The sequence below is a fragment of the Kaistia granuli DSM 23481 genome, from assembly GCF_000380505.1.
GTDB classification, from domain to species: domain Bacteria; phylum Pseudomonadota; class Alphaproteobacteria; order Rhizobiales; family Kaistiaceae; genus Kaistia; species Kaistia granuli.
Genome location: NZ_AQYH01000016.1, coordinates 39,572 through 59,956 on the forward strand (window position 1 = coordinate 39,572; position 20,385 = coordinate 59,956).

At 66.6% G+C, this 20,385-nt stretch carries 20 protein-coding genes; 5 read left to right on the plus strand and 15 right to left on the minus strand.

Annotation, left to right across the window (positions count from 1 at the left end):
* Positions 1–290 precede the first annotated feature (290 nt).
* On the minus strand, positions 291–1,286 hold the full coding sequence (locus G342_RS0119055) for a 2-hydroxyacid dehydrogenase (protein ID WP_018184764.1): 996 nt from the start codon (positions 1,284–1,286) through the stop codon (positions 291–293).
* Positions 1,287–1,479: 193 nt separating this feature from the next.
* Between G342_RS0119055 and G342_RS0119060 the strand changes: the two genes are divergently transcribed.
* Positions 1,480–2,070, plus strand: coding sequence for an SH3 domain-containing protein (locus tag G342_RS0119060; protein WP_018184765.1), 591 nt, complete (start codon positions 1,480–1,482; stop codon positions 2,068–2,070).
* Between the two features lie 68 nt (positions 2,071–2,138).
* Here G342_RS0119060 and G342_RS0119065 read toward each other — a convergent pair whose 3' ends face one another.
* The 8 genes from G342_RS0119065 to G342_RS0119100 form a co-directional block, all read right to left on the minus strand.
* Positions 2,139–2,693, minus strand: a complete 555-nt coding sequence (locus G342_RS0119065) for a GNAT family N-acetyltransferase (protein WP_018184766.1) — start codon at positions 2,691–2,693, stop codon at positions 2,139–2,141.
* A gap of 195 nt (positions 2,694–2,888) precedes the next feature.
* On the minus strand, positions 2,889–3,341 hold the full coding sequence (gene irrA, locus G342_RS0119070; RefSeq protein WP_018184767.1) for an iron response transcriptional regulator IrrA: 453 nt from the start codon (positions 3,339–3,341) through the stop codon (positions 2,889–2,891).
* Between the two features lie 146 nt (positions 3,342–3,487).
* Positions 3,488–4,702 (minus strand): argininosuccinate synthase, encoded by a 1,215-nt coding sequence (locus G342_RS0119075; RefSeq protein WP_018184768.1) that lies wholly within the window; start codon positions 4,700–4,702, stop codon positions 3,488–3,490.
* Between the two features lie 161 nt (positions 4,703–4,863).
* The gene (gene bfr, locus G342_RS0119080) at positions 4,864–5,349 is read right to left on the minus strand and encodes a bacterioferritin (protein WP_018184769.1); all 486 of its coding nucleotides are present in this window, start codon (positions 5,347–5,349) and stop codon (positions 4,864–4,866) included.
* Between the two features lie 95 nt (positions 5,350–5,444).
* Entirely contained in the window at positions 5,445–5,696 is a 252-nt protein-coding gene (locus tag G342_RS0119085; RefSeq protein WP_018184770.1) for a (2Fe-2S)-binding protein, read from the minus strand.
* Between the two features lie 171 nt (positions 5,697–5,867).
* Complete coding sequence (locus G342_RS0119090; protein WP_018184771.1) at positions 5,868–6,671, minus strand: FAD binding domain-containing protein; 804 nt, start codon at positions 6,669–6,671, stop codon at positions 5,868–5,870.
* Between the two features lie 4 nt (positions 6,672–6,675).
* Complete coding sequence (locus tag G342_RS0119095) at positions 6,676–7,164, minus strand: (2Fe-2S)-binding protein (RefSeq protein ID WP_018184772.1); 489 nt, start codon at positions 7,162–7,164, stop codon at positions 6,676–6,678.
* Between the two features lie 66 nt (positions 7,165–7,230).
* A complete protein-coding gene (locus tag G342_RS0119100) occupies positions 7,231–7,923 on the minus strand; it encodes an SRPBCC family protein (protein WP_026304613.1) in 693 nt (230 codons plus the stop codon).
* A gap of 179 nt (positions 7,924–8,102) precedes the next feature.
* On the opposite strand from G342_RS0119100, the gene G342_RS24695 reads away from it, so the two are divergent.
* The 3 genes from G342_RS24695 to lspA all read left to right on the plus strand — a co-directional run bounded on the left by G342_RS24695 (position 8,103) and on the right by lspA (position 10,505).
* Positions 8,103–9,080 carry a class I SAM-dependent methyltransferase gene (locus tag G342_RS24695; protein WP_018184774.1) on the plus strand — a complete coding sequence of 326 codons (978 nt, stop codon included), beginning with the start codon at positions 8,103–8,105 and terminating at the stop codon, positions 9,078–9,080.
* The gene (locus tag G342_RS0119110) at positions 9,073–9,909 is read left to right on the plus strand and encodes a TrmH family RNA methyltransferase (protein ID WP_018184775.1); all 837 of its coding nucleotides are present in this window, start codon (positions 9,073–9,075) and stop codon (positions 9,907–9,909) included. Before G342_RS24695 ends, G342_RS0119110 begins: the two co-directional genes overlap by 8 nt.
* 71 nt (positions 9,910–9,980) lie before the next feature.
* Complete coding sequence (lspA, locus tag G342_RS0119115; RefSeq protein WP_018184776.1) at positions 9,981–10,505, plus strand: signal peptidase II; 525 nt, start codon at positions 9,981–9,983, stop codon at positions 10,503–10,505.
* Between the two features lie 157 nt (positions 10,506–10,662).
* On the opposite strand, the gene G342_RS0119120 is transcribed toward lspA, so the two are convergent.
* The 4 genes from G342_RS0119120 to G342_RS0119135 all read right to left on the minus strand — a co-directional run bounded on the left by G342_RS0119120 (position 10,663) and on the right by G342_RS0119135 (position 16,205).
* Complete coding sequence (locus tag G342_RS0119120) at positions 10,663–11,898, minus strand: URC4/urg3 family protein (protein WP_018184777.1); 1,236 nt, start codon at positions 11,896–11,898, stop codon at positions 10,663–10,665.
* A 173-nt stretch (positions 11,899–12,071) separates the two neighbouring features.
* Positions 12,072–13,331, minus strand: a complete 1,260-nt coding sequence (locus G342_RS0119125; protein WP_026304615.1) for a GTP cyclohydrolase II — start codon at positions 13,329–13,331, stop codon at positions 12,072–12,074.
* A gap of 280 nt (positions 13,332–13,611) precedes the next feature.
* The gene (locus G342_RS0119130; RefSeq protein ID WP_018184779.1) at positions 13,612–14,625 is read right to left on the minus strand and encodes an aldose epimerase family protein; all 1,014 of its coding nucleotides are present in this window, start codon (positions 14,623–14,625) and stop codon (positions 13,612–13,614) included.
* Positions 14,626–14,705: 80 nt separating this feature from the next.
* Complete coding sequence (locus G342_RS0119135) at positions 14,706–16,205, minus strand: phosphomannomutase/phosphoglucomutase (protein ID WP_018184780.1); 1,500 nt, start codon at positions 16,203–16,205, stop codon at positions 14,706–14,708.
* A 323-nt stretch (positions 16,206–16,528) separates the two neighbouring features.
* Between G342_RS0119135 and G342_RS0119140 the strand changes: the two genes are divergently transcribed.
* The gene (locus tag G342_RS0119140; RefSeq protein WP_026304616.1) at positions 16,529–17,488 is read left to right on the plus strand and encodes a nucleoside hydrolase; all 960 of its coding nucleotides are present in this window, start codon (positions 16,529–16,531) and stop codon (positions 17,486–17,488) included.
* Between the two features lie 33 nt (positions 17,489–17,521).
* Here G342_RS0119140 and G342_RS0119145 read toward each other — a convergent pair whose 3' ends face one another.
* Both G342_RS0119145 and G342_RS0119150 read right to left on the minus strand, forming a co-directional pair.
* Positions 17,522–19,192, minus strand: coding sequence for a thiourocanate hydratase (locus tag G342_RS0119145; RefSeq protein ID WP_018184782.1), 1,671 nt, complete (start codon positions 19,190–19,192; stop codon positions 17,522–17,524).
* Between the two features lie 13 nt (positions 19,193–19,205).
* The gene (locus tag G342_RS0119150; RefSeq protein WP_018184783.1) at positions 19,206–20,342 is read right to left on the minus strand and encodes a thiohydantoin desulfurase; all 1,137 of its coding nucleotides are present in this window, start codon (positions 20,340–20,342) and stop codon (positions 19,206–19,208) included.
* Between the last annotated feature and the right edge of the window lie 43 nt (positions 20,343–20,385).

The following is a 20,385-nucleotide window of genomic DNA, read 5'->3' on the forward strand; positions in this document are numbered from 1 at the left end:
GCCAGAATGACGGGGATTTAGTCTCCGGCCAGGCAAGGTGAAGCCCGGAAATTCCCTCCCCCTTGTGGGGAGGGTTAGGGAGGGGGGATCGGCTCCGTCTCCGCAGGCGCAACACCCGTCAACGCGCGTTTTCCCATGCCGAGGTGGTACCCCCCACCCCGTCCCTCCCCACAGGGGGGAGGGGGAAGGCTTCCTGCCTCGCCTGTCGGGAAGCGGGAAAGCAGAGAACTCCCCGCCGGCCCGTCGCCCCAAAAAATCCGAATCCGGCTTACCTCGATCGCTTAGCCGACTCAGAGCATCGAGGCGAGGACGCGGTCCGGCGGCTTGTGGCCGTCGAAATAGGCGCGGATGTTGATCAGCACCTTCTCGCCCATGGCGATGCGGCCTTCGATCGTCGCCGACCCCATATGCGGCAGGAGCACCGCCTTGCCCTTGGCGGCGAGGCGGACCAGCTTCGGGTTGACGGTCGGCTCATGCTCGAACACGTCGAGGCCGGCGCCGGCGATGGCGCCCGTCTCGAGCAGGCGGGCCAGCGCGGTCTCGTCGATGACGTCGCCGCGCGAGGTGTTGACCACATAGGCTTCCGGCCGCAGCAGCTTCAACCTGCGCTCGGACAGCAGGTGGAACGTGCCGGGCGTGCGTGGGCAATTGACCGAGATGATGTCCATGCGGGCGAGCATCTGGTCGAGGCTGTCCCAATAGGTCGCCTCCAGCCCTTCCTCGATCGCGGCCGGCAACCGGTGGCGGTTGTGATAGTGGATCGACAGGCCGAACGCCTTGGCGCGGCGCGCCACCGCCTGGCCGATCCGGCCCATGCCGACGATGCCGAGCCGTTTCCCCGACATCCGCCGGCCCAGCATCCAGGTCGGCGACCAGCCGGCCCAGTCATGGTCCGGCGTCAGCACGCGGGCGCCCTCGACCAGCCGGCGCGGCACGGCGAGGATCAGCGCCATCGTCATGTCGGCGGTATCCTCGGTGAGCACGCCCGGCGTGTTGGTGACGGTGATGCCGCGCGCCAGCGCCTTCTCGACGTCGATATGGTCGAAGCCGTTCGAGAAGCTGGCGATCAGCTTCAGCTGCTCCCCCGCCTGACTGAGAATTGAGCCGTCGATTCGGTCGGTGACGGTCGGTACCAGCACGTCCGCGACCTTCACCGCCTCGATCAGTTCGGCCGGCGTCATCGGCCGGTCGTCGATGTTGAGCCGCGTGTCGAACAATTCGCGCATCCGCGTCTCGACGGCGTCCGGCAGCCGGCGCGTGACGATGACCAGCGGCTTCTTCTTCATCGTTGCGGCCTCTTCGTTGAGAGCTCCTTAACCATGGAGCGTCACACTATGCGCGACGGCTGGTGTAACCCCGTCGCTGCGTCCCTCGATCCTCTACCAGACGGCCTGGCGATCACAAACGTATCGGTGGCCGGCCTCACGGGAAAGAACTTCCGGTCGCAGCGCGGGGCGATAGAAGAGGGGTGACGAGGCAATGATTTCGGCTGCGATCAAGGGACTGTTCCGTCGGCTGCGCAAGGCGCGCCCCGTCCGCTCGTCCCTGAGCCTCGCCATGGTCGCGGCCAGCTTGCTCGTGTTGCAGCCGAACGAGACGGCATCCGCCCAGGGCGCCGCCGGCGCCGCGCCGAAGCTCGGCCCGAGCGGCTTGCCGCTGCCGCGTTTCGTCTCGCTGAAGGCCGGACGGGTCAATGTCCGTGTCGGCCCCGGCCAGGGCTACAAGGTGTCCTGGGTGTTCACCCGCTCCGGCCTGCCGGTCGAGATCGTGCAGGAGTTCGACAATTGGCGCCGCATCCGCGATTCCGATGGCACCGAGGGCTGGGTTTTCCACAGCCTCCTCGTCGGCAAGCGCACCGCCGTCGTCGCGCCCTGGCAGGACGGCGACCCGCTGCCGATCCGTGTCTCGCCGAACGACACGGCCGAGATCGCCGCCTATCTGCAGCCCAAGGTCGTGTCGCAGATTTCCGAGTGCGACAAGGGCTGGTGCCGGCTTACCGACAAGCGTTTCCGCGGCTGGATCAAGCAGACCAATCTCTGGGGCGTCTACCCGGACGAGACGATCGACTGAGGCCGTCCTGGCTCGAGCAGGAACCAGATCCCTCGACCGCAGGCGGGAGAGGGAAATCGATGACCCGCTCAGGGCTTTGAAGCAGGCGCTTGAAATTCCGGGGCTTGTATCGGCGCGTAACGCTTTTCAAGCAGGAACATGCCATCCTCCTCGGCTTCGCCGGGGAAGCCCGGGTCCGGGTGACGCTTGTGAAAATACGCTGTAATGTGGAAGCCGCATACGTTCACGTAGAAGTGGATATTCCGCGTCTCGAAGTACGGCGTATGTGTCGTCCAGATCTTCGTGTCCGGATAGGCTGCCTCGATGGCTCGCCAAGCCTTGCGCCCGATCCCTCGACCAAGTTCGCTTGCGCGAACGAATAGAAAATCCAGAGAATTGCATTGGGTTTCGGCATTGATTTGCACGACAGCCCCGCCGACCCAGCGGCCATCCTCAAGAATTCGATGCACCACGGCATTGGGGGCGTTGAATGAGGCGTTGATATCGTCGTCCGACGGTATCGGCCCATGCTCCAGCGAGCCAAACGCATCGATGACCGCGATGACGAAGGCTGCCTGCAGGTCCTCTCGAAAGCGCGGCAGGTCAGAGGGGGAGGCGATATCGAGTGTTACGAGGCCGGCCATCGGCTGGTTCCTGTCGAGCGAGGTCCAAGAGCCGCTCACGGCGAGCGCCCCGGGGATGAGATGACAGGGCCATTTGAGTGACGGCCCTGAGGCTGAGGCTTTCACTTCCTGCAGGTATCTATGCGGAGCGGCCCATAGAAAAACGCCGCGCGGCTGGGCCGGCGCGGCGTTCTGAAATTTCGGCTTGGCCTTGGATCAGTTGTCGATCCGGCGCAGGCGGACGACGATGTCGACGCGCGTGATCTCCATGCCCTCGGGCGGAACCGGAACGTCCTCGACCCGCAGCGTCGACAGCGGAATGTCGAGCACCCGGTTCTCCCCTTCGATGAAGAAGTGGTGGTGGTCGTCGACATTGGTGTCGAAATAGGTCTTCGAGCCGTCGACCGCGACTTCGCGCAGGAGACCCGCCTCGGTGAACTGGTGCAGCGTGTTGTAGACGGTGGCGAGCGAGACGGGCACGCGATGGTTCATCGCTTCCTCATGCAGGCCCTCGGCCGAGATATGGCGGTTGCCGCGCTCGAACAGGATCTCGGCCAGCGCCAGGCGCTGGCGGGTCGGACGAAGGCCTGCCGTCCGCAGCATGACGCGAACTTCCGACGCCTTCTTGTCGGTCGTGCGGGCTGCTTTTTTGACAATGTCCATGCGCATGGGCGGTTCGTCCAAATCTTAGCGTTCAGGTCGTCGGATCGGCCCCGTCACCTTGCAGCGGCGGGGCCAGTCCAAATAACCTAACTCTAAAATGAAGCTTTAGCAACTGACCGTTGGAAGCGGCCAATTGCCTCGCTTCCAACGCCTCAGACGAGCTTCTTGCGCGCGGCGAGCGTGCGCAGGCGAAGCGCGTTCAACCGGATGAAGCCGGCGGCGTCCTTCTGGTCATAGGCGCCGCGATCGTCCTCGAAGGTGACGAGCGCGTCGGAATAGAGCGACTTCGGCGACGAGCGGCCGACGACGATGGTGTTGCCCTTGTAGAGCTTCAGCCGCACCGTTCCCTCGACATGCTCCTGGCTCTTGTCGATCAGCGCCTGCAGCATCTCGCGCTCCGGGGCGAACCAGAAGCCGTAATAGATCAGCTCCGCATAGCGGGGCATGATCGAATCCTTGAGATGGGCGGCCTCGCGGTCGAGCGTCAGGCTTTCCATGGCGCGGTGGGCGGCAAGCAGGATGGTGCCGCCCGGCGTCTCGTAGATGCCGCGCGACTTCATGCCGACGAAGCGGTTCTCGACCAGGTCGAGCCGGCCGATGCCATTGTCGCGGCCGAGCTCGTTGAGCTTGGTCAGGATCGTCGCCGGCGACATGTGCACGCCGTTGATGGAAACGGCGTCGCCCTTCTCGAAGCCGATCTCGACATAGGTGGCCTCATCCGGCGCGTCTTCCGGCGCGACGGTGCGCATGAAGACGTAGGGCGGGGCTTCCTGGGCCGGGTCTTCCAGAACCTTGCCCTCGGAAGACGAGTGCAGCAGGTTGGCGTCGACGGAGAACGGGGCCTCGCCGCGCTTGTCCTTCGGCACCGGGATCTGGTTCTTCTCGGCGAAGTCGAGCAGGTCGGTGCGCGACTTGAAGTCCCACTCGCGCCAGGGCGCGATCACCTTGATGTTGGGATCGAGCGCATAGGCGGACAGTTCGAAGCGGACCTGGTCGTTGCCCTTGCCGGTGGCGCCATGGGCGACGGCGTCGGCGCCGGTCTCATGCGCGATCTCGACCAGGCGCTTGGCGATCAGCGGCCGGGCGATCGAGGTGCCGAGCAGATAGGTGCCCTCGTAGAGAGCATTGGCGCGGAACATCGGGAACACGAAGTCGCGGACGAATTCCTCGCGCAGATCCTCGATGTAGATCTGCTTGATGCCCATCATCTCGGCCTTCTTGCGGGCCGGGTCGAGCTCTTCGCCCTGACCGAGATCGGCCGTGAAGGTCACGACTTCAGCGCCGTATTCGAGCTGCAGCCATTTCAGGATGATGGAGGTGTCGAGCCCGCCGGAATAGGCGAGGACGACCTTCTTGACGTCGGACATTGTGAGGCCGTTTCCGCGAAGTGAAGGATGGCAGCGCTTATAGTATGCGCGCCGGGGGGCGGCAACCACGGCCCCCTTCGCGCGGCGGAGCGCCGCGCCGCCGGCCAGACGGGGGCGGCTGGAACCCCTGCGGGCGAACCCGCAGGGGGAACGTCGTGCGCTTATTCGGCGTCGTTGCTGGGGGCTGCCTGGAGCTGGGCGTAGAGCTCCTTGCCGAGGTCCTTCAGCAGGTCGAGCTGGGTCTCGAGGAAGTCGATATGGCCTTCCTCGTCCTGCATCAGCTCTTCGAACAGCGCCATCGAGACATAGTCGCCGGCGGCGTGGCAGACGTCGCGGCCTTCCTTGTAGTAGTTGCGCGCCGTGTATTCGCCGCGCAGATCCGCCTCCAGGACTTCCTTGATGTTCTGGCCGATCTCCAGCGGGTCGAGGACCTGCAGATTGGGGAAGCCCTCGAGGAAGATGATGCGCGCGATCAGCTTGTCGGCGTGGTGCATCTCCTCGATCGACTCGGCCCGCTCCTTCTTGGCGAGCTTGGTGTAGCCCCAGTCCTCGGTCAGCCGATAATGCAGCCAGTACTGGTTGACCGCCGTCAGCTCGAGGCGAAGCGCCCGGTTGAGATATTCGATGACCTTGGCATCGCCCTTCATGACGGCATCCTTTCTGGAATGGTTCTAAATTGGAGGATAGAACCAGAGTTCCGGATCGTCAAATGGCGGATGCCGTTTCGGCCGGGGGCGTCCGTTCAGCCGAACAGGGCGACGTCTTCGTTTTCCTCGGCGCCGCTGCCGAGCGGTTCGGGGCAGGTGATGATCGCGCCGGATTCAGCCAGCAGCCGGCGAACCAGCACGAAGCAGACGGTGCATTGCGCCTTCATGCCGAGCGCGCGATAGACGCGGGCGGGCGTCAGCGGTCGCCCCGGCGTCTCGCGCGCCAGGCGCTCGGCGGTTTCGAGGATCAGGGCCTTGGTGAGGGTATTGCAGGAACAGACGATCATGGCAGGGGACTGAGGTTGCCTCCGTGGGCTTCCGTTTCGCCAGAGATAGGACTCCGCGGGGTCGACCGCCAGCCGGCAGCCGGCCCTCCTTCCGATGTGTCGCAGCCGGAAACGCGGCCGCGCCGTCACCTCATTCGCCGCAAGGACGGCGATTCGATGGCGGCCCGGCCTTCAGCCCGAAGCCGCGGCGACGGCGCGCTTCGCCATCACCTTGACCAGATTGGCCCGGTAGGCGGCCGAGCCGTGCAGGTCGGCGAGCATGCCGTCCGGATCGACCGTAAGCGGATCGAGCGCCGCCGGCGTGAGATTTCCGGCCAGCGCCGCCTCGAAGCTCGCCTCGCGATAGACGCCGTCCTGGCCGGCGCCGGTCACGCCAACCCGCACGTCGCCATCCTGCATCCGCGCCACGAAGACGCCGGCCATGGCATAGCGCGAGGCCGGGTTGGGAAATTTGGCGTAGGCCGCCCGGGATGGAATCGGGAAGCTCACGGAGACGAGGATCTCGCCTTCCTCGAGCGCCGTGGTGAACAGGCCCTGGAAGAAATCTTCCGCCGCCAGTTCGCGCTGCGTGGTGCGCAGCGTGGCGCCGAGCGCCAGCACGGCGGCGGGGTAGTCGGCGGCGGGATCATTATTGGCGAGGGAGCCGCCGATCGTGCCGCGATGGCGCACATGCGGATCGCCGATCTGGCCGGCAAGGGCCGAGAGCGCCGGCAGGGCGGCCTGGATCTCGCTGGAACCGGCCACCTCGGCATGGGTGACGGCGGCGCCGATCGTGACGGTGTCGGTGGTGACGGCGATCCCCTTCAGCGCCTCGAGCCGGCCGAGATCGACCAGGTCGGACGGCGCGGCAAGGCGCTGCTTCATCGTCGGCAGCAGGGTCATGCCGCCGGCGAGATAGCGGCCCTCGGCCGCCGAGGCGAACAGGCTCTGCGCTTCGGCAAGATCCTTCGGGCGGTGGTAGTTGGTCTCGTACATCGGATCACTCCGCCGCCTGGCGCAGGCCGGCCATGCGGTCGGACGCCGCCTGGATCGCCTTGACGATGTTATGATAGCCGGTGCAGCGGCAGATATTGCCTTCGAGCTCGTGCCGGATGGTCGCCTCGTCGAGCTGCGCGTCGTGCCGCTCGATCATGTCGACCGCCGCCATGATCATGCCGGGCGTGCAGAAGCCGCACTGCAGGCCGTGATGCTCGTGGAACGCCGCCTGGACCGGGTGCAGCTCGTCGCCATGCGCGAGCCCCTCGATCGTCAGCACGGTGGCGCCGTCGGCCTGCGCCGCCAGCATGGTGCAAGATTTCACTGCCTTGCCGTCGACATGCACGACGCAGGCGCCGCATTGCGACGTGTCGCAGCCGATATGCGTGCCGGTCAGGCCGAAGCCCTCGCGCAGCAAGTTGACCAGCAGCGTCCGGCCCTCGACCTCCGCCGTTCGCGCCGTGCCGTTCACGGTGATGGAAACGCTCGTCATGAAACTCCTCCCTCTCCGGCGGCCTGTGGTGGGCACGGCCGGAAAAACCTCATGCGCGTCGTGTTCTTATCGGCTGGCCACCGCCAGGAAGACGATGACGACCAGCAGGGCGAGCAGGCCCCAGACATAGGGGCCGCCGAGGAAGCCGCGGCTCGCGGCGACTTCGACTTCTTCCTCGATTTCTTCCGCGACTTCGCCGAGGTCGAGCGCCTCGTCGTCGATCTTGTGCTCGATGCGGTCCGTCAGTTCTTCCGTGGCGGCTGCGTCGGCGGCATCGGGGCTGGTCGGGGTGGTCAGCGAGGAGGCCATTGTCGGCTCGTCTCCAGAAAGGCGGGTGGCAAATGCGCCGAAGAAATCATCGGCCATCTTCTTGGCTGTGCTGTCTATCAGTCTTGAGCCGAGTTGCGCCAGCTTGCCGCCGACCTGGCCTTTCACGACATAGGTCAAAAGCGTCGCGTCGCCATCCTCGGCGAGCCGCACATCGGCGCCGCCCTTGGCGAAGCCGGCGACGCCGCCCTTGCCTTCGCCGGAGATCGTGTAGCTCTCGGGCGGGTTGACGTTGGTCAGCGTGACATTGCCGACGAAGGTCGCCTTGACCGGCCCGACCTTGGCGACGACCTTGGCGCTCATGGCGTCTTCCGCCGTCCGCGTCAGTTCCTCGCAGCCGGGAATGCAGGCCCTCAGGACATCCGGATCGTTCAGCGCGCGCCAGACCGCGTCGCGCCTGGCGGGGATCCGGTATTCGCCCGTCATTTCCATCAGTCATGGTCCCTAGTCGGGCGGCTGGCAAACCTGCCTGCTGCCTTGATCGGCGCGTCGTCGCGCCAGCGATCCTTGCAGGTTCATCTTGCATGGGCCTTCTGGCAACGGCAAGCCGGGCCGCGTGTTCCTCGTCGGGATCGATTGGCTTTCGTCGCGCCGAACGCTATGAACCGACGATGAAGACCGCTTCCGACATTCCGCCCGCACGGGGCACCAGCACGCCGGCCTCGCGCTGGCCCGTCATGCTCGAGACCGAGGGTTGGCCCGATTACGCGCTGATCGATTCCGGCCATGGCCGGAAGCTGGAGCGCTACGGCCCCTATCGGATCGTTCGCCCCGAGGCGCAGGCGCTGTGGACGCCGCGTCTTTCGGCCGAGGAATGGGATCGCGCCGACGCGATCTTCACCGGCGCCAAGGACGAGGATTCCGACGGCCGCTGGAAATACAGGAAGCCGATCGGCGAGACCTGGCCGATGGCCTGGCCGCTGCCGCGCGCCGTCGGCGAGGGCGAGGTGCGCTTCCTCGGCCGCTTCACCGCCTTCCGCCATGTCGGCTTCTTCCCGGAGCAGGAGATGCACTGGGCCTGGTTCGGCAAGAAGATCCGCGAGGCGAACTACGCCGACGCCAAGCGCCAGCCGAAGGTGCTGAACCTGTTCGGCTATACCGGCATCGCCTCCTTCGTCGCCGCCATGGCCGGCGCCCAGGTGACGCATGTCGACGCCTCGAAGAAGGCGATCGGCTGGGCTCGCGACAACCAGACCATGTCGGGGATCGCTGATCTGCCGGTGCGCTGGATTGTCGACGACGCGATGAAGTTCGTGCAGCGCGAGGTGCGCCGCGGCTCGAAATATGACGGCATCATCCTCGATCCGCCGAAATTCGGCCGCGGCCCGAATGGCGAGGTTTGGGACATCTTCGAGCGCCTGCCCGAGATGATGGCGCTCTGCCGCCAGCTGCTCGCCGACGATGCGCTGTTCCTCTGCCTCTCCGCCTATTCGATCCGCGCCTCGTTCATGGCGATCCACGAGACCTCGGCCGAGGCGCTTTCCGGCCTGCCGGGCACGCTCGAATCGGGCGAATTGCTGATCCGCGAGGAAGGCGGCGGCCGCACCCTCTCCACGTCCCTTTTCTCCAGGTGGTCCCGCGATGGCTGATCATTCCTCGATTGCCGCGCCCGGCGCGGTCAGGACCATCACCAGCCTGACCAATCCGACGATCAAGGATATCCGCGCCCTCGCCTTGCCGAAGAACCGCAAGGAGAGCGGCCTCTTCGTCACCGAGGGCATGAAGCTGGTCGCCGACGCGGTCGAGGAAGACTGGCCGATCAAGATTCTCGTCTATGGCGCCAAGGTCGCGGATCATCCGGTCGTCAAGCGCGTCGCCACGACGGCCCACGCGAGGGGCGGTGATGTTCTGGAAGTCTCGGAAGCGGTGCTTTCAAAAATCACGCGCCGCGACAATCCGCAGATGGTGGTCGGCGTCTTCGAGCAGAAGCTGACGCCGAAGAGCGAGATCCGGCCCGGTCCCGCTGGCGTCTGGGTGGCGCTTGAGGGCATCAAGGATCCCGGCAATCTCGGCACCATCATCCGCACGGCCGACGCGGTCGGCGCCGAGGGCGTCATCCTGGTCGGCGACACGGTCGATCCGTTCGGCGTCGAGGCGGTCCGCGCCACCATGGGATCGATCTTCCACATGAAGCTCGCCCGCATGGGCGTCGACGAGTTCAAGGCATGGCGGAAGGGCTGGCCCGGCATCGTCGTCGGCACGCATCTCTCCGGCAAGTCGGACTATCGCACGATCGATTATGACCGGCCGGTGATGCTGTTCATGGGCAATGAGCAATCCGGCCTGCCGGAGGATCTCGCCGCCACCTGTGATCACCTGGTCAAGATCCCGCAGGCGGGAAGGGCGGATTCGCTCAATCTGGCGATCGCCACCGGCGTGATGCTCTACGAGATCCGCCGCGACAAGCTGAAGCTCTGACATCCTGCCGGTGCGCGCGCCCTTGCCGCGAACCGGTGCCCATTTGGCTCGAAAACAATCCGGAACCCGTGATGACGCCTGAGACGGACATCAAGGCCGAGACCGCCGCCGCCCGAATTCCGGGGCCGCTCTCGGCGCTCGGCCTCGCGATCATCGCGCTGACGGTGGTGATCGACCAGGTTTCGAAATGGATTGCCGACGCCAATCTGGTCTACCAGCAGGGCATCGAGCTGGTGCCGAATTTGCTGGCGCTTTACCGCGTCAACAATACCGGCATCGCCTTCTCGCTCGGCGACAGCGCCGACAGCGTCATGCTGGTCGTGCTGACCTCGATCGTGACGGGGGTCGTGCTTTATGTCTGGCGCGGCTCGACCGAGGGCGGCCGCCTCGGCACCGCCGCCTTCGCGCTGATCACCGGCGGCGCGCTCGGCAATCTGATCGACCGCGTCTGGCACGGCCATGTCATCGACTTCCTGTTCCTGCACTGGGGCGCGCGCGGCTTCTTCGTCTTCAACCTGGCCGACGTCGCCCTGACGATCGGCCCGGTGCTGCTCGCCTGGGTCTATCTGTTCCACGGCGGCAAGAAGGCGGGCTGAGCCCGGCCTGCCACCCTCACCCAACCTCTCCCGCAGGCGGAAGAGGGAGCGCGGCGCGAGTTGCCGCTTCTTGCCTGAACCTCCCCCTTGAGGGGAGGTCGAAAACGCCCTTCGCGTTTTCGGGAGGGGGCGGCTGGCGGCCTGCGCCAACAGCCCCTCAAAACACCGTGCCGTCGCTCTCGATCGCGAGCGGCGGGCCGCCCTTGGCGCGCTTTTCCCTGGCGATCCGGCGGCCGGCCGCCCAGGTGCCGCCTTCCAGAACTTTTGCCAAGGGCAACGCCTCCGCGTCGAGCCCGAGCTTTTCGCGGATCAGCGCCGCCGTGCGGTCGAGCAGCGCCACCGTCAGCGCCCGCCATTCGACGATGAACTCGTCGCCCGCCTTCCAGCGCTTGCCTGTCGCGGACGAATCCTTCGGCACCAGCACGCCGAGATCGAGGAACAAGCCGCCATTGCGGTATTCCGGCAGGCCGGTCAGCCCGTCGAGATCGACGACCTCGACGCCGGTCCAGATCAGCGGCTCGATCAGAGAATAGGTCAGCCATTGCGACAGCTTGTGGAACGGCATCAGGCCCGAGGTCGCGTCGTCGGTCGTGAGCCTCCTGTGCTCCCAGGTGTCGCCGAGCGCGACGCCCTCGCGCAGCAGTCGGCTTGGCCAGATCGGCCCGAACGCCTCCAGCACCAGCTCCAGGATCTTTGGCGCGGAGACTTTGCCTTCCTCATCGGCGCTGGCGAGCACCGTGTCGAACAGCCCGCCCGGACGCGCTTCCTCCGTGCCGAACAGGTCGGCGCGGTCGGCGACGACCCGGCCGAGCGCGTTCAGGAGCTTGGCCCGGCCTTCGAGCCCGACCATCGGGTTCTCGGGCGTGACCTGGAATCCCTCGGCGAGGTCGCTTGCCTCCAGCACGGCGAGGGCCGCCGCGTCAGCGCGGAGCGGATCGGCAGGATCCTGCGAGAACAGGCCCGAGGCGAACATGGCGAAGCTCGCGACGCCGAGGCCTTCCGAGCGGGAGAACGTCTCGCCGGTCGCTGTCTCGTGGTAGCGCCAGTCGGGGCCGGCGCCGGCGTCGAGCAGCACGCTGACGATGGCGAGGTCGTAGGCCGCGCGGCCGAAGACGAGTGGATCGGTGATGCCGGCGGCGTCGACCAGCCCGCCGAAGCGGTCGATCTGCCCGGCCTCGAAATGGCGCCAGCGCGCATGGAACGGGATTTCGAGCTCCGGATAGTTCTCGCGGATCGTCTCGATGACGTAGTCGGCAACCGCCGGAAGCTTTGCGAGATCGACGGTGAAATGGTCGAGCTCTCCAGTGATGGCGAGATCGAGCAGCCGGTTGGCGCGCTCGCGCACGGCGCTGGCGGTGAGGAGGGAAGGGATCGAGGCCAAGGGAAGCTCCATGGTCAGGGGGACGCGATTGCCTCGCTCCAATTCCCTCCCCCTTTTGGGGCGGGCTAGGGAGGGCGTACCTGCGCCGTCGTCTCCGATGAATTTATTGGGGCGGCAAACGCCCGGCGTACAGCCGGTACCCCCACCCCGGCCCTCCCCGCAAGGGGAGGGGGAAGAATGAGCTCTCAGTATTTCTCCAGCGAGCGTCCGACGGTATGGGCGAGGTCGTCGGCCGAGGGAGGCGCGTCGGCGCTGAAATAGCCGGCCGCCTTCTTCGCCTCCATCTCGACGCGGGCGTCGATCGGGATCAGCGCGTCGGGCAGCGGCACGCGCTCGCGGATCTCGATGCCGGAGCTGGTGATCGCCTCGTATTTCATGTCCGACATCGAGACGAAGCGATCAATCCGGGTGATGCCGAGCCAATGCAGCACGTCCGGCATCAATTGCTGGAAGCGGGCGTCCTGCACGCCGGCGACGCATTCGGTGCGCTCGAAATAGGTCGCCGCCTGGTCGCCGCCCTGCTGCCGCTTGCGGGCATTGTAGACGAGGAACTTCGTCACTTCGCCGAGCGCGCGACCTTCCTTGCGATTGTAGACGATGAGGCCGACGCCGCCCGCCTGCGCTTCCTTCACCGCCTCCTCGATGCCGTGGATGAGGTAGGGCCGGCAGGTGCAGATGTCGGAGCCGAACACGTCGGAGCCGTTGCATTCGTCATGCACGCGGCAGGCGAGGCGCCGTTTCGGGTCGGCGATCGCGTCGGCGTCGCCGAAGATGTAGAGCGTGATGCCGCCGATCGGCGGCAGGAACAGGTCGAGGTCGGGCCTCGTCACCAGCTCGGGATACATTCCGCCGGTCTGCTCGAACAGCGAGCGGCGCAATTGTTCCTCGGCGACGCCGAAGCGCGCGGCGATGCCCGGCAGGTGCCAGACCGGATCGAGCGCCGCCTTGGTGACCGAGACGTCGCCATTCTCGTGCACGATGGCGCCGTCGATCGGGATGCGCTTCAGCCGGATTGCCTCATGCAGCTCGATCATGGTGAGCCGCGCCTTGGTGACGGCGATGGTCGGCCGGATGTCGACGCCCTCGGCGATGAGATCGCTGAACAGGTCGGCGGCGAGATGGCCGAACGGATCGAGCGAAACGATCCTTCCCGGCTCCGACCATTGCGGATGCGGGCCGATCGTCACCGCCGGCGAGGTATTGCGGAAATCCGGCCGCTGGATCGGGTTCAGCGCGCCGGACGAGACGGCGAGCGCCCGGTAGAGCGAATAGGAGCCGCCATGCGTGCCGATGGTGTTGCGGTCGGAAGGGTTCGAGACCGTGCCGATGACCGGGCCGCGTCGGCGGGGGTCAGGGTCGCCCCAATGGATCGGAAAGCGGACCGGCGCCTGGGCGCCCGGATGCGAGGTCAGGCGGATATGCGTCGAACGGTTGATCGTCATGATGCTCCAACGGCTTGCAAGAGCACGCCAGCATGATCCGTGACGCAGCGGAAGGGAAGAAAATTCGCGTGGTCGCCTCGGCGTCATCCCCGCGCAGGCGGGGATCCATGCAGCCGAAGCACTGGGAGGCCCGCACCCCCGGGAAACCCGGCTGCTGGATCCCGGGTCAAGCTCGGGATGACGGCGAGGGTGGGGGAGGGTGGAGCGAGCCGCCCAAGTCCGACAAAGCCGAAGGAGAGTCCTCCCGGCTCACCGCCATGCGAAGGCAGGATTGGCCCCGTTCTCAGCCCGTGCGGCTGAAGGAGAACAGCGTCTCCTGGCGATAGGTCTCGCCGGGGCGCAGGATCGCGTCCGGGAAGTCCTTCTGGTTCGGTGCGTCGGGGAAGAGCTGCGGCTCCAGGCAGAGGCCGGCATTGGCGCCATAGACCTCGCCGTTCAGGCCCGCATCCCGCGCCTTGATCATGTGGCCGCCATAGAACTGCACGCCCGGCTCGGTCGACAGGATGTCGAGCGCGACGCCGCTGTTCTTCGAGGCGAGGCGTGCCAGCGGATGCGGTGTCGCCGTCTTGGCGCGGGTGACGACGAAATTGTGGTCATAGCTGTCGACCACGCCGTCGCTGCCCTCGCCGACGTGGCGGCCGGCGCGGAAATCGAACGGCGTGCCCGCGACGGGGCGGAATTCGCCGGTCGGGATCTTGCCGGCGTCGACCGGCAGGTAGGTCTCGGCCGGGATCGTCAGCACGTGATCGCGGATCGTGCCGGCGCCGTCGAGGTTGAAATAGCTATGCTGGGCCAGATTGACCGGCGTCGGCTTGTCGGTTGTGGCGGTGATCGAGGTCTTGAGCGTGCCGGGCGCGTCGACCGAATAGGTCAGCTCGACATCGAGTTTGCCCGGATAGCCTTCGTCGCCATCTTCGCCGGTGATGCCGAGCGTCACGCTCGACGCATCGGCGCGAAGCAGCTTCCAGACGCGCGTGCCAAATCCCTTGAAGCCGCCATGCAGATGGTTCGGCGCCTCGTTGGGCGAGACCTGGAACGGCGTTCCGTCGATGGTGAAGCGCCCGCCGGCGATGCGGTTGGCGAAGCGGCCGGCGACGGCGCCGAAATAGTTGGGGTTGCGCAGATAGCCCTCGATCGTGTCGTAGCCGAGCACGAGCGGATGGGGAACGCCGGCGAGCCGGATGTCCTGGATGACCGCGCCATAGGTGAGGATCGTCGCCGTGAGATCGCCGTTCGAGATGGTGACGGCATCGACGGCAGTGCCGTCCGGCAGGGCGCCGAAGGAGCGGGAAGGCATGGGGACGTCTCCGCAGCAGGGTTGGTTAGGGGCAATGGGTCGATCGACCCTCCCCCGGCGGGAGAGGGTCGCGAATGGGCTCAGATGGTCTGGTTGTAGGCGCCGACTTCCGGGTTTTCGCGCAGCGTCTCGTCGACGGCCTTGAACATCTCGCGCATGCGGGCTTCCGAGACGGGGCTCTCGACCACGACGACGAGCTCGGGCTTGTTCGACGAGGCGCGCACCAGGCCCCAGGTGCCGTCCTCGTTGACGACGCGCACGCCGTTGACGGTGACGAGGTCGATGATCTTCTGGCCGGCGACCAGTTCGCCCTTCGCCTGCTTCTCCTGGAAGCGGGCGACCACCTTGTCGATGACGCCATATTTCTTCTCGTCGTCGCAATGCGGCGACATGGTCGGCGAGCCCCAGGTCTTCGGCAGCGCGTCGCGCAGTTCGGCCATGGTTTTGCCGGGGTTACGGTCGAGCATGTCGAGGATGGCGAAGGCCGAGACCAAGCCGTCGTCATAGCCGCGGCCGATCGGCTTGTTGAAGAAATAGTGGCCGGACTTCTCGAAGCCGGCGAGCGCGTTCAGCGCGTTCACCCGCCGCTTGATGTAGGAGTGGCCGGTCTTCCAGTAGTCGGCCTTGACGCCGTTGGCGATCAGCACCGGATCGGTGGCGAACAGGCCCGTCGACTTGACGTCGACGACGAAGGTCGAGTTCGGATGCAGCGCCGAGAGGTCGCGCGCCAGCATGACGCCGACCTTGTCGGCGAAGATCTCCTCGCCGGTATTGTCAACGACGCCGCAGCGATCGCCGTCGCCGTCGAAGCCGAGGCCGACCGCCGCGCCATGCTCGAGCACCGCATCGCGGATCGCGTGCAGCATCTTCATGTCTTCGGGGTTCGGATTGTAGCGCGGGAAGGTGAAGTCGAGCTCGGCGTCCATCGGGATCACCTCGGCGCCGATCATCTCCAGCGCCTTCGGCGCGAAGGCGCCGGCTGTGCCGTTGCCGCAGGCGGCGATCACCTTGATCGGGTGCTTCAGCTTCGGCCGGTTGGTGATGTCGGCCATGTAGCGGGCCGGGTAATTGTCGTGGAACACATACGAACCGCCACCAGCGAGGTCGAAGCTCGCCTTGAGGACGATTTCCTTCAACCGGCTCATCTCGTCGGGGCCGAAGGTCAGCGGCCGCGCCGCGCCCATCTTGACGCCGGTCCAGCCATTCTCGTTGTGCGAGGCGGTGACCATGGCGACGGCCGGCACGTCAAGATCGAACTGGGCAAAATAGGCCATCGGCGTCACCGCGAGGCCGATGTCGTGCACCTTGACGCCCGCCGCCATCAGGCCGGTCACGAGCGCCAGCTTGATCGAGGCCGAGTAGGAGCGGAAGTCATGGCCTGTAACGAGCTCGCGCTTGACGCCCATCTCGCCGAGCAGCGTGCCGAGGCCCATGCCCAGCGCCTGAACGCCCATCAGGTTGATCTCGTCGCCGAACAGCCAGCGCGCGTCATATTCCCGGAAGCCGGTCGGCTTCACCATCGGCTTCGATTCGAAATCGTAGGTGTTGGCGACGAGCTTGGGCACCGGTGTCGGAAACATGGGAACTCCCGTTCGAAAAGGTGGATTGGAGATTGGCGCGGAAATCGTTGCCAAATCAACACCACAACCGCGCAACCCGAGGGACAACGTGCGGATGCAGCGCCGACGATAGGATCGCGACTGCGTCGCCAGTATGTCGGGCGGAGGCGGCGGGACCCTGTCGGGCGGGTAAACCCACAGCCGATTGCGTGGTTCCCCCGGGAGCCATGGACGCGGCCCCGCCATGACCTCGCCGCTGTGCCTTGACGCTTCCCCGCGCTCGCCCCTAACGTCCGCCCGCCTTACTGGATCCGATCCTTCCCGATCGCATGGAGTGCCCGCGCGTGGCCAAGAAGCTCATTCTCGACGTCGACACCGGAACCGACGACGCCGTCGCCATCATGCTGGCGGCGCTGCATCCGGAAATCGAGCTGGTCGGCGTCACCACCGTCAACGGCAATGTCGAGGTCAAGTTCTGCACCGACAACACGCTGCGCGTGCTCGACCATATCGGCCGTTCCGACATTCCGGTCTATGAGGGCTCGAACCGCCCCCTCGTGCGCGACAATTTCCCGGTGGCGCGTGGCGTCACCGACCAGGCGTCGAAATTCCATGTCGAGACGCTGCCGGTGCCGGCGGCGAAGTCGAAGAAGGCCGCCAAGGGCGCCGTCGACTACCTGGTCGAGACCTATCGCAATGCCAAGGATCCGATCGCGCTGATGCCGGTCGGACCGCTCACCAACATCGCGGCAGCGCTCGCCGCCGATCCGGATTTCGCCAGGCGCGTGCCGGAGCTGATCATCATGGGCGGCGGCCACGAGATCGGCAACATGACGCCCTCGGCCGAGTTCAACATCTGGGCCGATCCGGAAGCGGCGGCCCGCGTGCTGAACGCCGGCTTCGAGAAGGTGACGCTGGTGACGCTCGACGCGACGCACCGGGCGCTGGTTTCCTATGCCGATTGCGACCGTCTCGCCGCGCTCGGCACGCCCGCCGGCCAGGCGACGTCGGACATCGTCCGCTTCCGCATCGAGATGCACGACATCGCCCAGAAGATGGATGTGCTCGGCACGGCGCCGGTGCATGACGCCGTCTGCGTCGCCTATCTGGTCGATCCCGCGATCCTGACGACGCGCCGCCATCACGTCGACGTCGAGACGGGTGGCGCGCTGACCGTCGGCCGCACGGTGATCGACACGCATTTCCGCGGCAACCGAGAGCCCAATGCCGATGTCGCCTTCGACGCGGATCCCAAGCGCTTTGTCGACATGCTGGCCGAGATTTTCGCCCGCCCGCATGGCTAGGGCGTTCGCCCTCGGAAGGGAGCGGCGGCGGGACTACCCCCGCCGCACCACCTTCTCCGATGGCACGTCAAAATGCTGGATGCCCTTCTTCGCCGCCTCGTCGAGCGCGTCCTCGTAGCCGGCATCGGCATAGCGCAGCACGCCGAGCGAGGTGTCGTTGGTGAGCGCCCGCGCAAGCCGTTCGCCAGCGGCCGGTGTACCGTCGGCGACCAGCGTGACGCCGGCCGAGGTCATGTAGCCGGCATAGCCGCCGCCGCCCGAATGGACGGTGACGAGATCGGCGCCGGAGGCGGCAAGCGCCATGGCGTCGAGCAGCGGCCAGTCGGCGATGGCGTCGGAGCCGTCACGAAGGTTCTCCGTCATGATGTTGGGATGCGCCATCGCGCCGGCGTCGAGGTGGTCGCGGGAAAAGGCGATCGGGCCGGAGAGCGCGCCGGCCGCGACCATGTCGTTGACCGCGAGCGCCAGTTCGGTGCGCGCGCCGTGGCCGAGCCAGGCGATCCGCGCCGGCAGGCCCTCGAACGGCACGTTCTCGCGCGCCAGCCTTATCCAGTTGGTGACGATCGGGTTGTCGGGGAAGCGCTCCAGCACGAGATCGTCGATGCGGCGGATGTCTTCCGGGTCGTTTGAAAGCGCCATCCAGCGGAACGGCCCGATGGCGCGGGCAAACAGCGGCCGCAAATACGCCTCGGTGAAGATCGGGATGTCGAAGGCGTTCGCCACGCCGGCCTCGCGGGCCTGGGTGCGGATCAGATTGCCATTGTCGAACACGACCGAGCCATGGCGCCGGAAATCCAGCATGGCGCGGACATGCGGGACGATCGAGGCGCGCGACAGCGCCATCAGCCTGGCCGGGTCGGACTGGCGCAGGGCCCGGACCTCGGCCAGCGGAAGGCCGGCCGGGACATAGCCATAGACAAGGTCATGCGCCGAGGTCTGGTCGGTGACGATATCGGGATAGATGCCGCGCCGGACAATCTCGGGATAGATCTCGGCGGCGTTGCCGACCAGGGCGACGGAGAGCGGCTCGCGATGATGGCGGGCGTGGGCAATCCGCTGCAGGGCGGTGTCGAGGTCGGGCGCGATCTCGTCGACATAGCCGATCGCCTTGCGCTTTTCCGCCCGCTCGGGATCGACGTCGACGGTGAGGATGGCGGCGTTCGCCATGCGGCCGGCGAGCGGCTGCGAGCCGCCCATGCCGCCGAGCCCGGCGGTCAGGATGAAGCGGCCCCGCAGATCGCCGCCGAAATGCTTCTCGGCGATCCGCATGAAGATCTCGTAGGTGCCCTGGATGACGCCCTGGCTGCCGATATATTGCCAGGCGCCGGCCGTCAGCCCGCCCCAGCAGATCAGGCCTTTCTGCTCCAGCTCGTAGAAATATTCCGCCTTCGCCCATTGGCCGACGATGTTGCAGTTCGCCATGATGACGATGGGCGCCTGCACCTGCGTGCGCAGCAGGCCGATCGGCTTGCCTGACTGGACGATGAGGGTCTGGTCCTCGTCCAAGGTTTTCAGCGCCTGGACGATGGCGTCATGCGCTGCCCAGTTGCGCGCCGCCTTGCCGAGGGCTGCGTAGACGATCAGGCTGTCCGGGTCCTCGCCGACCGAGAGCACGTTTTCGAGCAACCGCAGCAGGCCCTCCTGCCGCCAGCCCTTGCAGCGGAGCGTCGTGCCCGAGGTGACGGGATAGCGCGGGTTCCTCATCACGTCTCGCCCTTCATTTCTTGCCCTTCCGCTTCTTCCTGGTCTCTTCCTCGAACACGTAGCGGGCGATCTCGATGCCCATCGCCGCCTCGACCGGCGGATAGACGGACGGATCGAGCACGCCGGCCGAGAGCGGGATGATCGTCTTCGGCACATGCAGCACATGCACGTTCATGCCGACATGCAACTGGCCGACCGAGAGCGGCTCGCCGTCCTTGTCGAGCGTGGTGATGACATCCGGGAAGGTGGCAATCCGTGTGCCGGCGGCGTCGTCGATCGCCATGTATTCGTTCATGACATGCAGCGTCGTCGCCTTGTCGCCGCTGCCGATCACCACCGTGCCGATGTCGAAGGCGGCGTTGGTGTAGACAACGTCCTTGCGGGCGATGCGGCCGGAAACGGCGATCGCGCCGCCCGTCACCTTGCAGATCGCGTCGATGACGGCGCTGCCGCCGCCCTTGCCGGGGCCCTTGCCCTCGGCGGCGAGGATCGCCTCGCCGAGCGCCAGCGCCATCGAGATGCCGCCGAGCGCGGCGTTCTTCCGCACATAGCTGGCGCGCACCGGATTGCGGGCCGAGGCGATGAAGCCGCCCGACATGTCGGAGGCGGTGCGCAGGATCGGCGAGATCTTGGCGGTGGCGCCGCGCACGGCCAGCTCGATATAGCGGTTGTCGGCGCGATTGCCGCCGACCGCGGTCTGGATCGTCGGCTCGGGCGAGGCGGCGAGGCCGATCGAGCCCATGTCGCCGGTCGGGTGGGCGCGGATGTCGCCGACGGCGTCGAGCACCTTGGTGCCGAGGATGGCCGAAGGCAGCCAGCCGTTCAGCGTCGAGGAACGGCCGTTCTGGCCGACCATCAGCGCCGCCAGCGGCTCGCCAAGGGCTTCCTGCAACAGGCGCACCGCCTTGACGTAGTCGACGCCCTGCATCTCCCATCGCGTCGTGCCGGCCGGCGCGCCGATGGCGGCGGCGGTGGCAACCCAGTCGTCCTTCTCGAGCTCGTCAAGCGTGACCAGCTCGGGCCGGCCGATGCGCACGGCCGCGAGGCCCAGCATGCGGCCGTGATCGGCCCAGCCGCCGCCGCCCGCCGCGTAGACAGAACCGCCGCGAACGGCGGCTTCAACGTCCTTCTCGGTCAGGATGCGGCCCATGGCGGAAGTTCCTTTCGGGAGCGTTTCGAGCGAATTGGACACC

Bases quoted from the DNA above. Each gene is read 5' to 3' on its own strand.
- G342_RS24695 (WP_018184774.1), top strand. From the start codon at position 8,103: ATGAAGACCGCTTCCGACATTCCGCCCGCACGGGGCACCAGCACGCCG.
- G342_RS0119090 (WP_018184771.1), bottom strand. From the start codon at position 6,671: ATGTACGAGACCAACTACCACCGCCCGAAGGATCTTGCCGAAGCGCAG.
- G342_RS0119075 (WP_018184768.1), bottom strand. From the start codon at position 4,702: ATGTCCGACGTCAAGAAGGTCGTCCTCGCCTATTCCGGCGGGCTCGAC.
- G342_RS0119055 (WP_018184764.1), bottom strand. From the start codon at position 1,286: ATGAAGAAGAAGCCGCTGGTCATCGTCACGCGCCGGCTGCCGGACGCC.
- G342_RS0119120 (WP_018184777.1), bottom strand. From the start codon at position 11,898: ATGGAGCTTCCCTTGGCCTCGATCCCTTCCCTCCTCACCGCCAGCGCC.
- bfr (WP_018184769.1), bottom strand. From the start codon at position 5,349: ATGAAGGGCGATGCCAAGGTCATCGAATATCTCAACCGGGCGCTTCGC.
- G342_RS0119130 (WP_018184779.1), bottom strand. From the start codon at position 14,625: ATGCCTTCCCGCTCCTTCGGCGCCCTGCCGGACGGCACTGCCGTCGAT.
- G342_RS0119100 (WP_026304613.1), bottom strand. From the start codon at position 7,923: ATGGAAATGACGGGCGAATACCGGATCCCCGCCAGGCGCGACGCGGTC.
- irrA (WP_018184767.1), bottom strand. From the start codon at position 3,341: ATGCGCATGGACATTGTCAAAAAAGCAGCCCGCACGACCGACAAGAAG.
- G342_RS0119095 (WP_018184772.1), bottom strand. From the start codon at position 7,164: ATGACGAGCGTTTCCATCACCGTGAACGGCACGGCGCGAACGGCGGAG.
- G342_RS0119135 (WP_018184780.1), bottom strand. From the start codon at position 16,205: ATGTTTCCGACACCGGTGCCCAAGCTCGTCGCCAACACCTACGATTTC.
- G342_RS0119145 (WP_018184782.1), bottom strand. From the start codon at position 19,192: ATGAGGAACCCGCGCTATCCCGTCACCTCGGGCACGACGCTCCGCTGC.
- lspA (WP_018184776.1), top strand. From the start codon at position 9,981: ATGACGCCTGAGACGGACATCAAGGCCGAGACCGCCGCCGCCCGAATT.
- G342_RS0119110 (WP_018184775.1), top strand. From the start codon at position 9,073: ATGGCTGATCATTCCTCGATTGCCGCGCCCGGCGCGGTCAGGACCATC.
- G342_RS0119085 (WP_018184770.1), bottom strand. From the start codon at position 5,696: ATGATCGTCTGTTCCTGCAATACCCTCACCAAGGCCCTGATCCTCGAA.
- G342_RS0119060 (WP_018184765.1), top strand. From the start codon at position 1,480: ATGATTTCGGCTGCGATCAAGGGACTGTTCCGTCGGCTGCGCAAGGCG.
- G342_RS0119150 (WP_018184783.1), bottom strand. From the start codon at position 20,342: ATGGGCCGCATCCTGACCGAGAAGGACGTTGAAGCCGCCGTTCGCGGC.
- G342_RS0119065 (WP_018184766.1), bottom strand. From the start codon at position 2,693: ATGGCCGGCCTCGTAACACTCGATATCGCCTCCCCCTCTGACCTGCCG.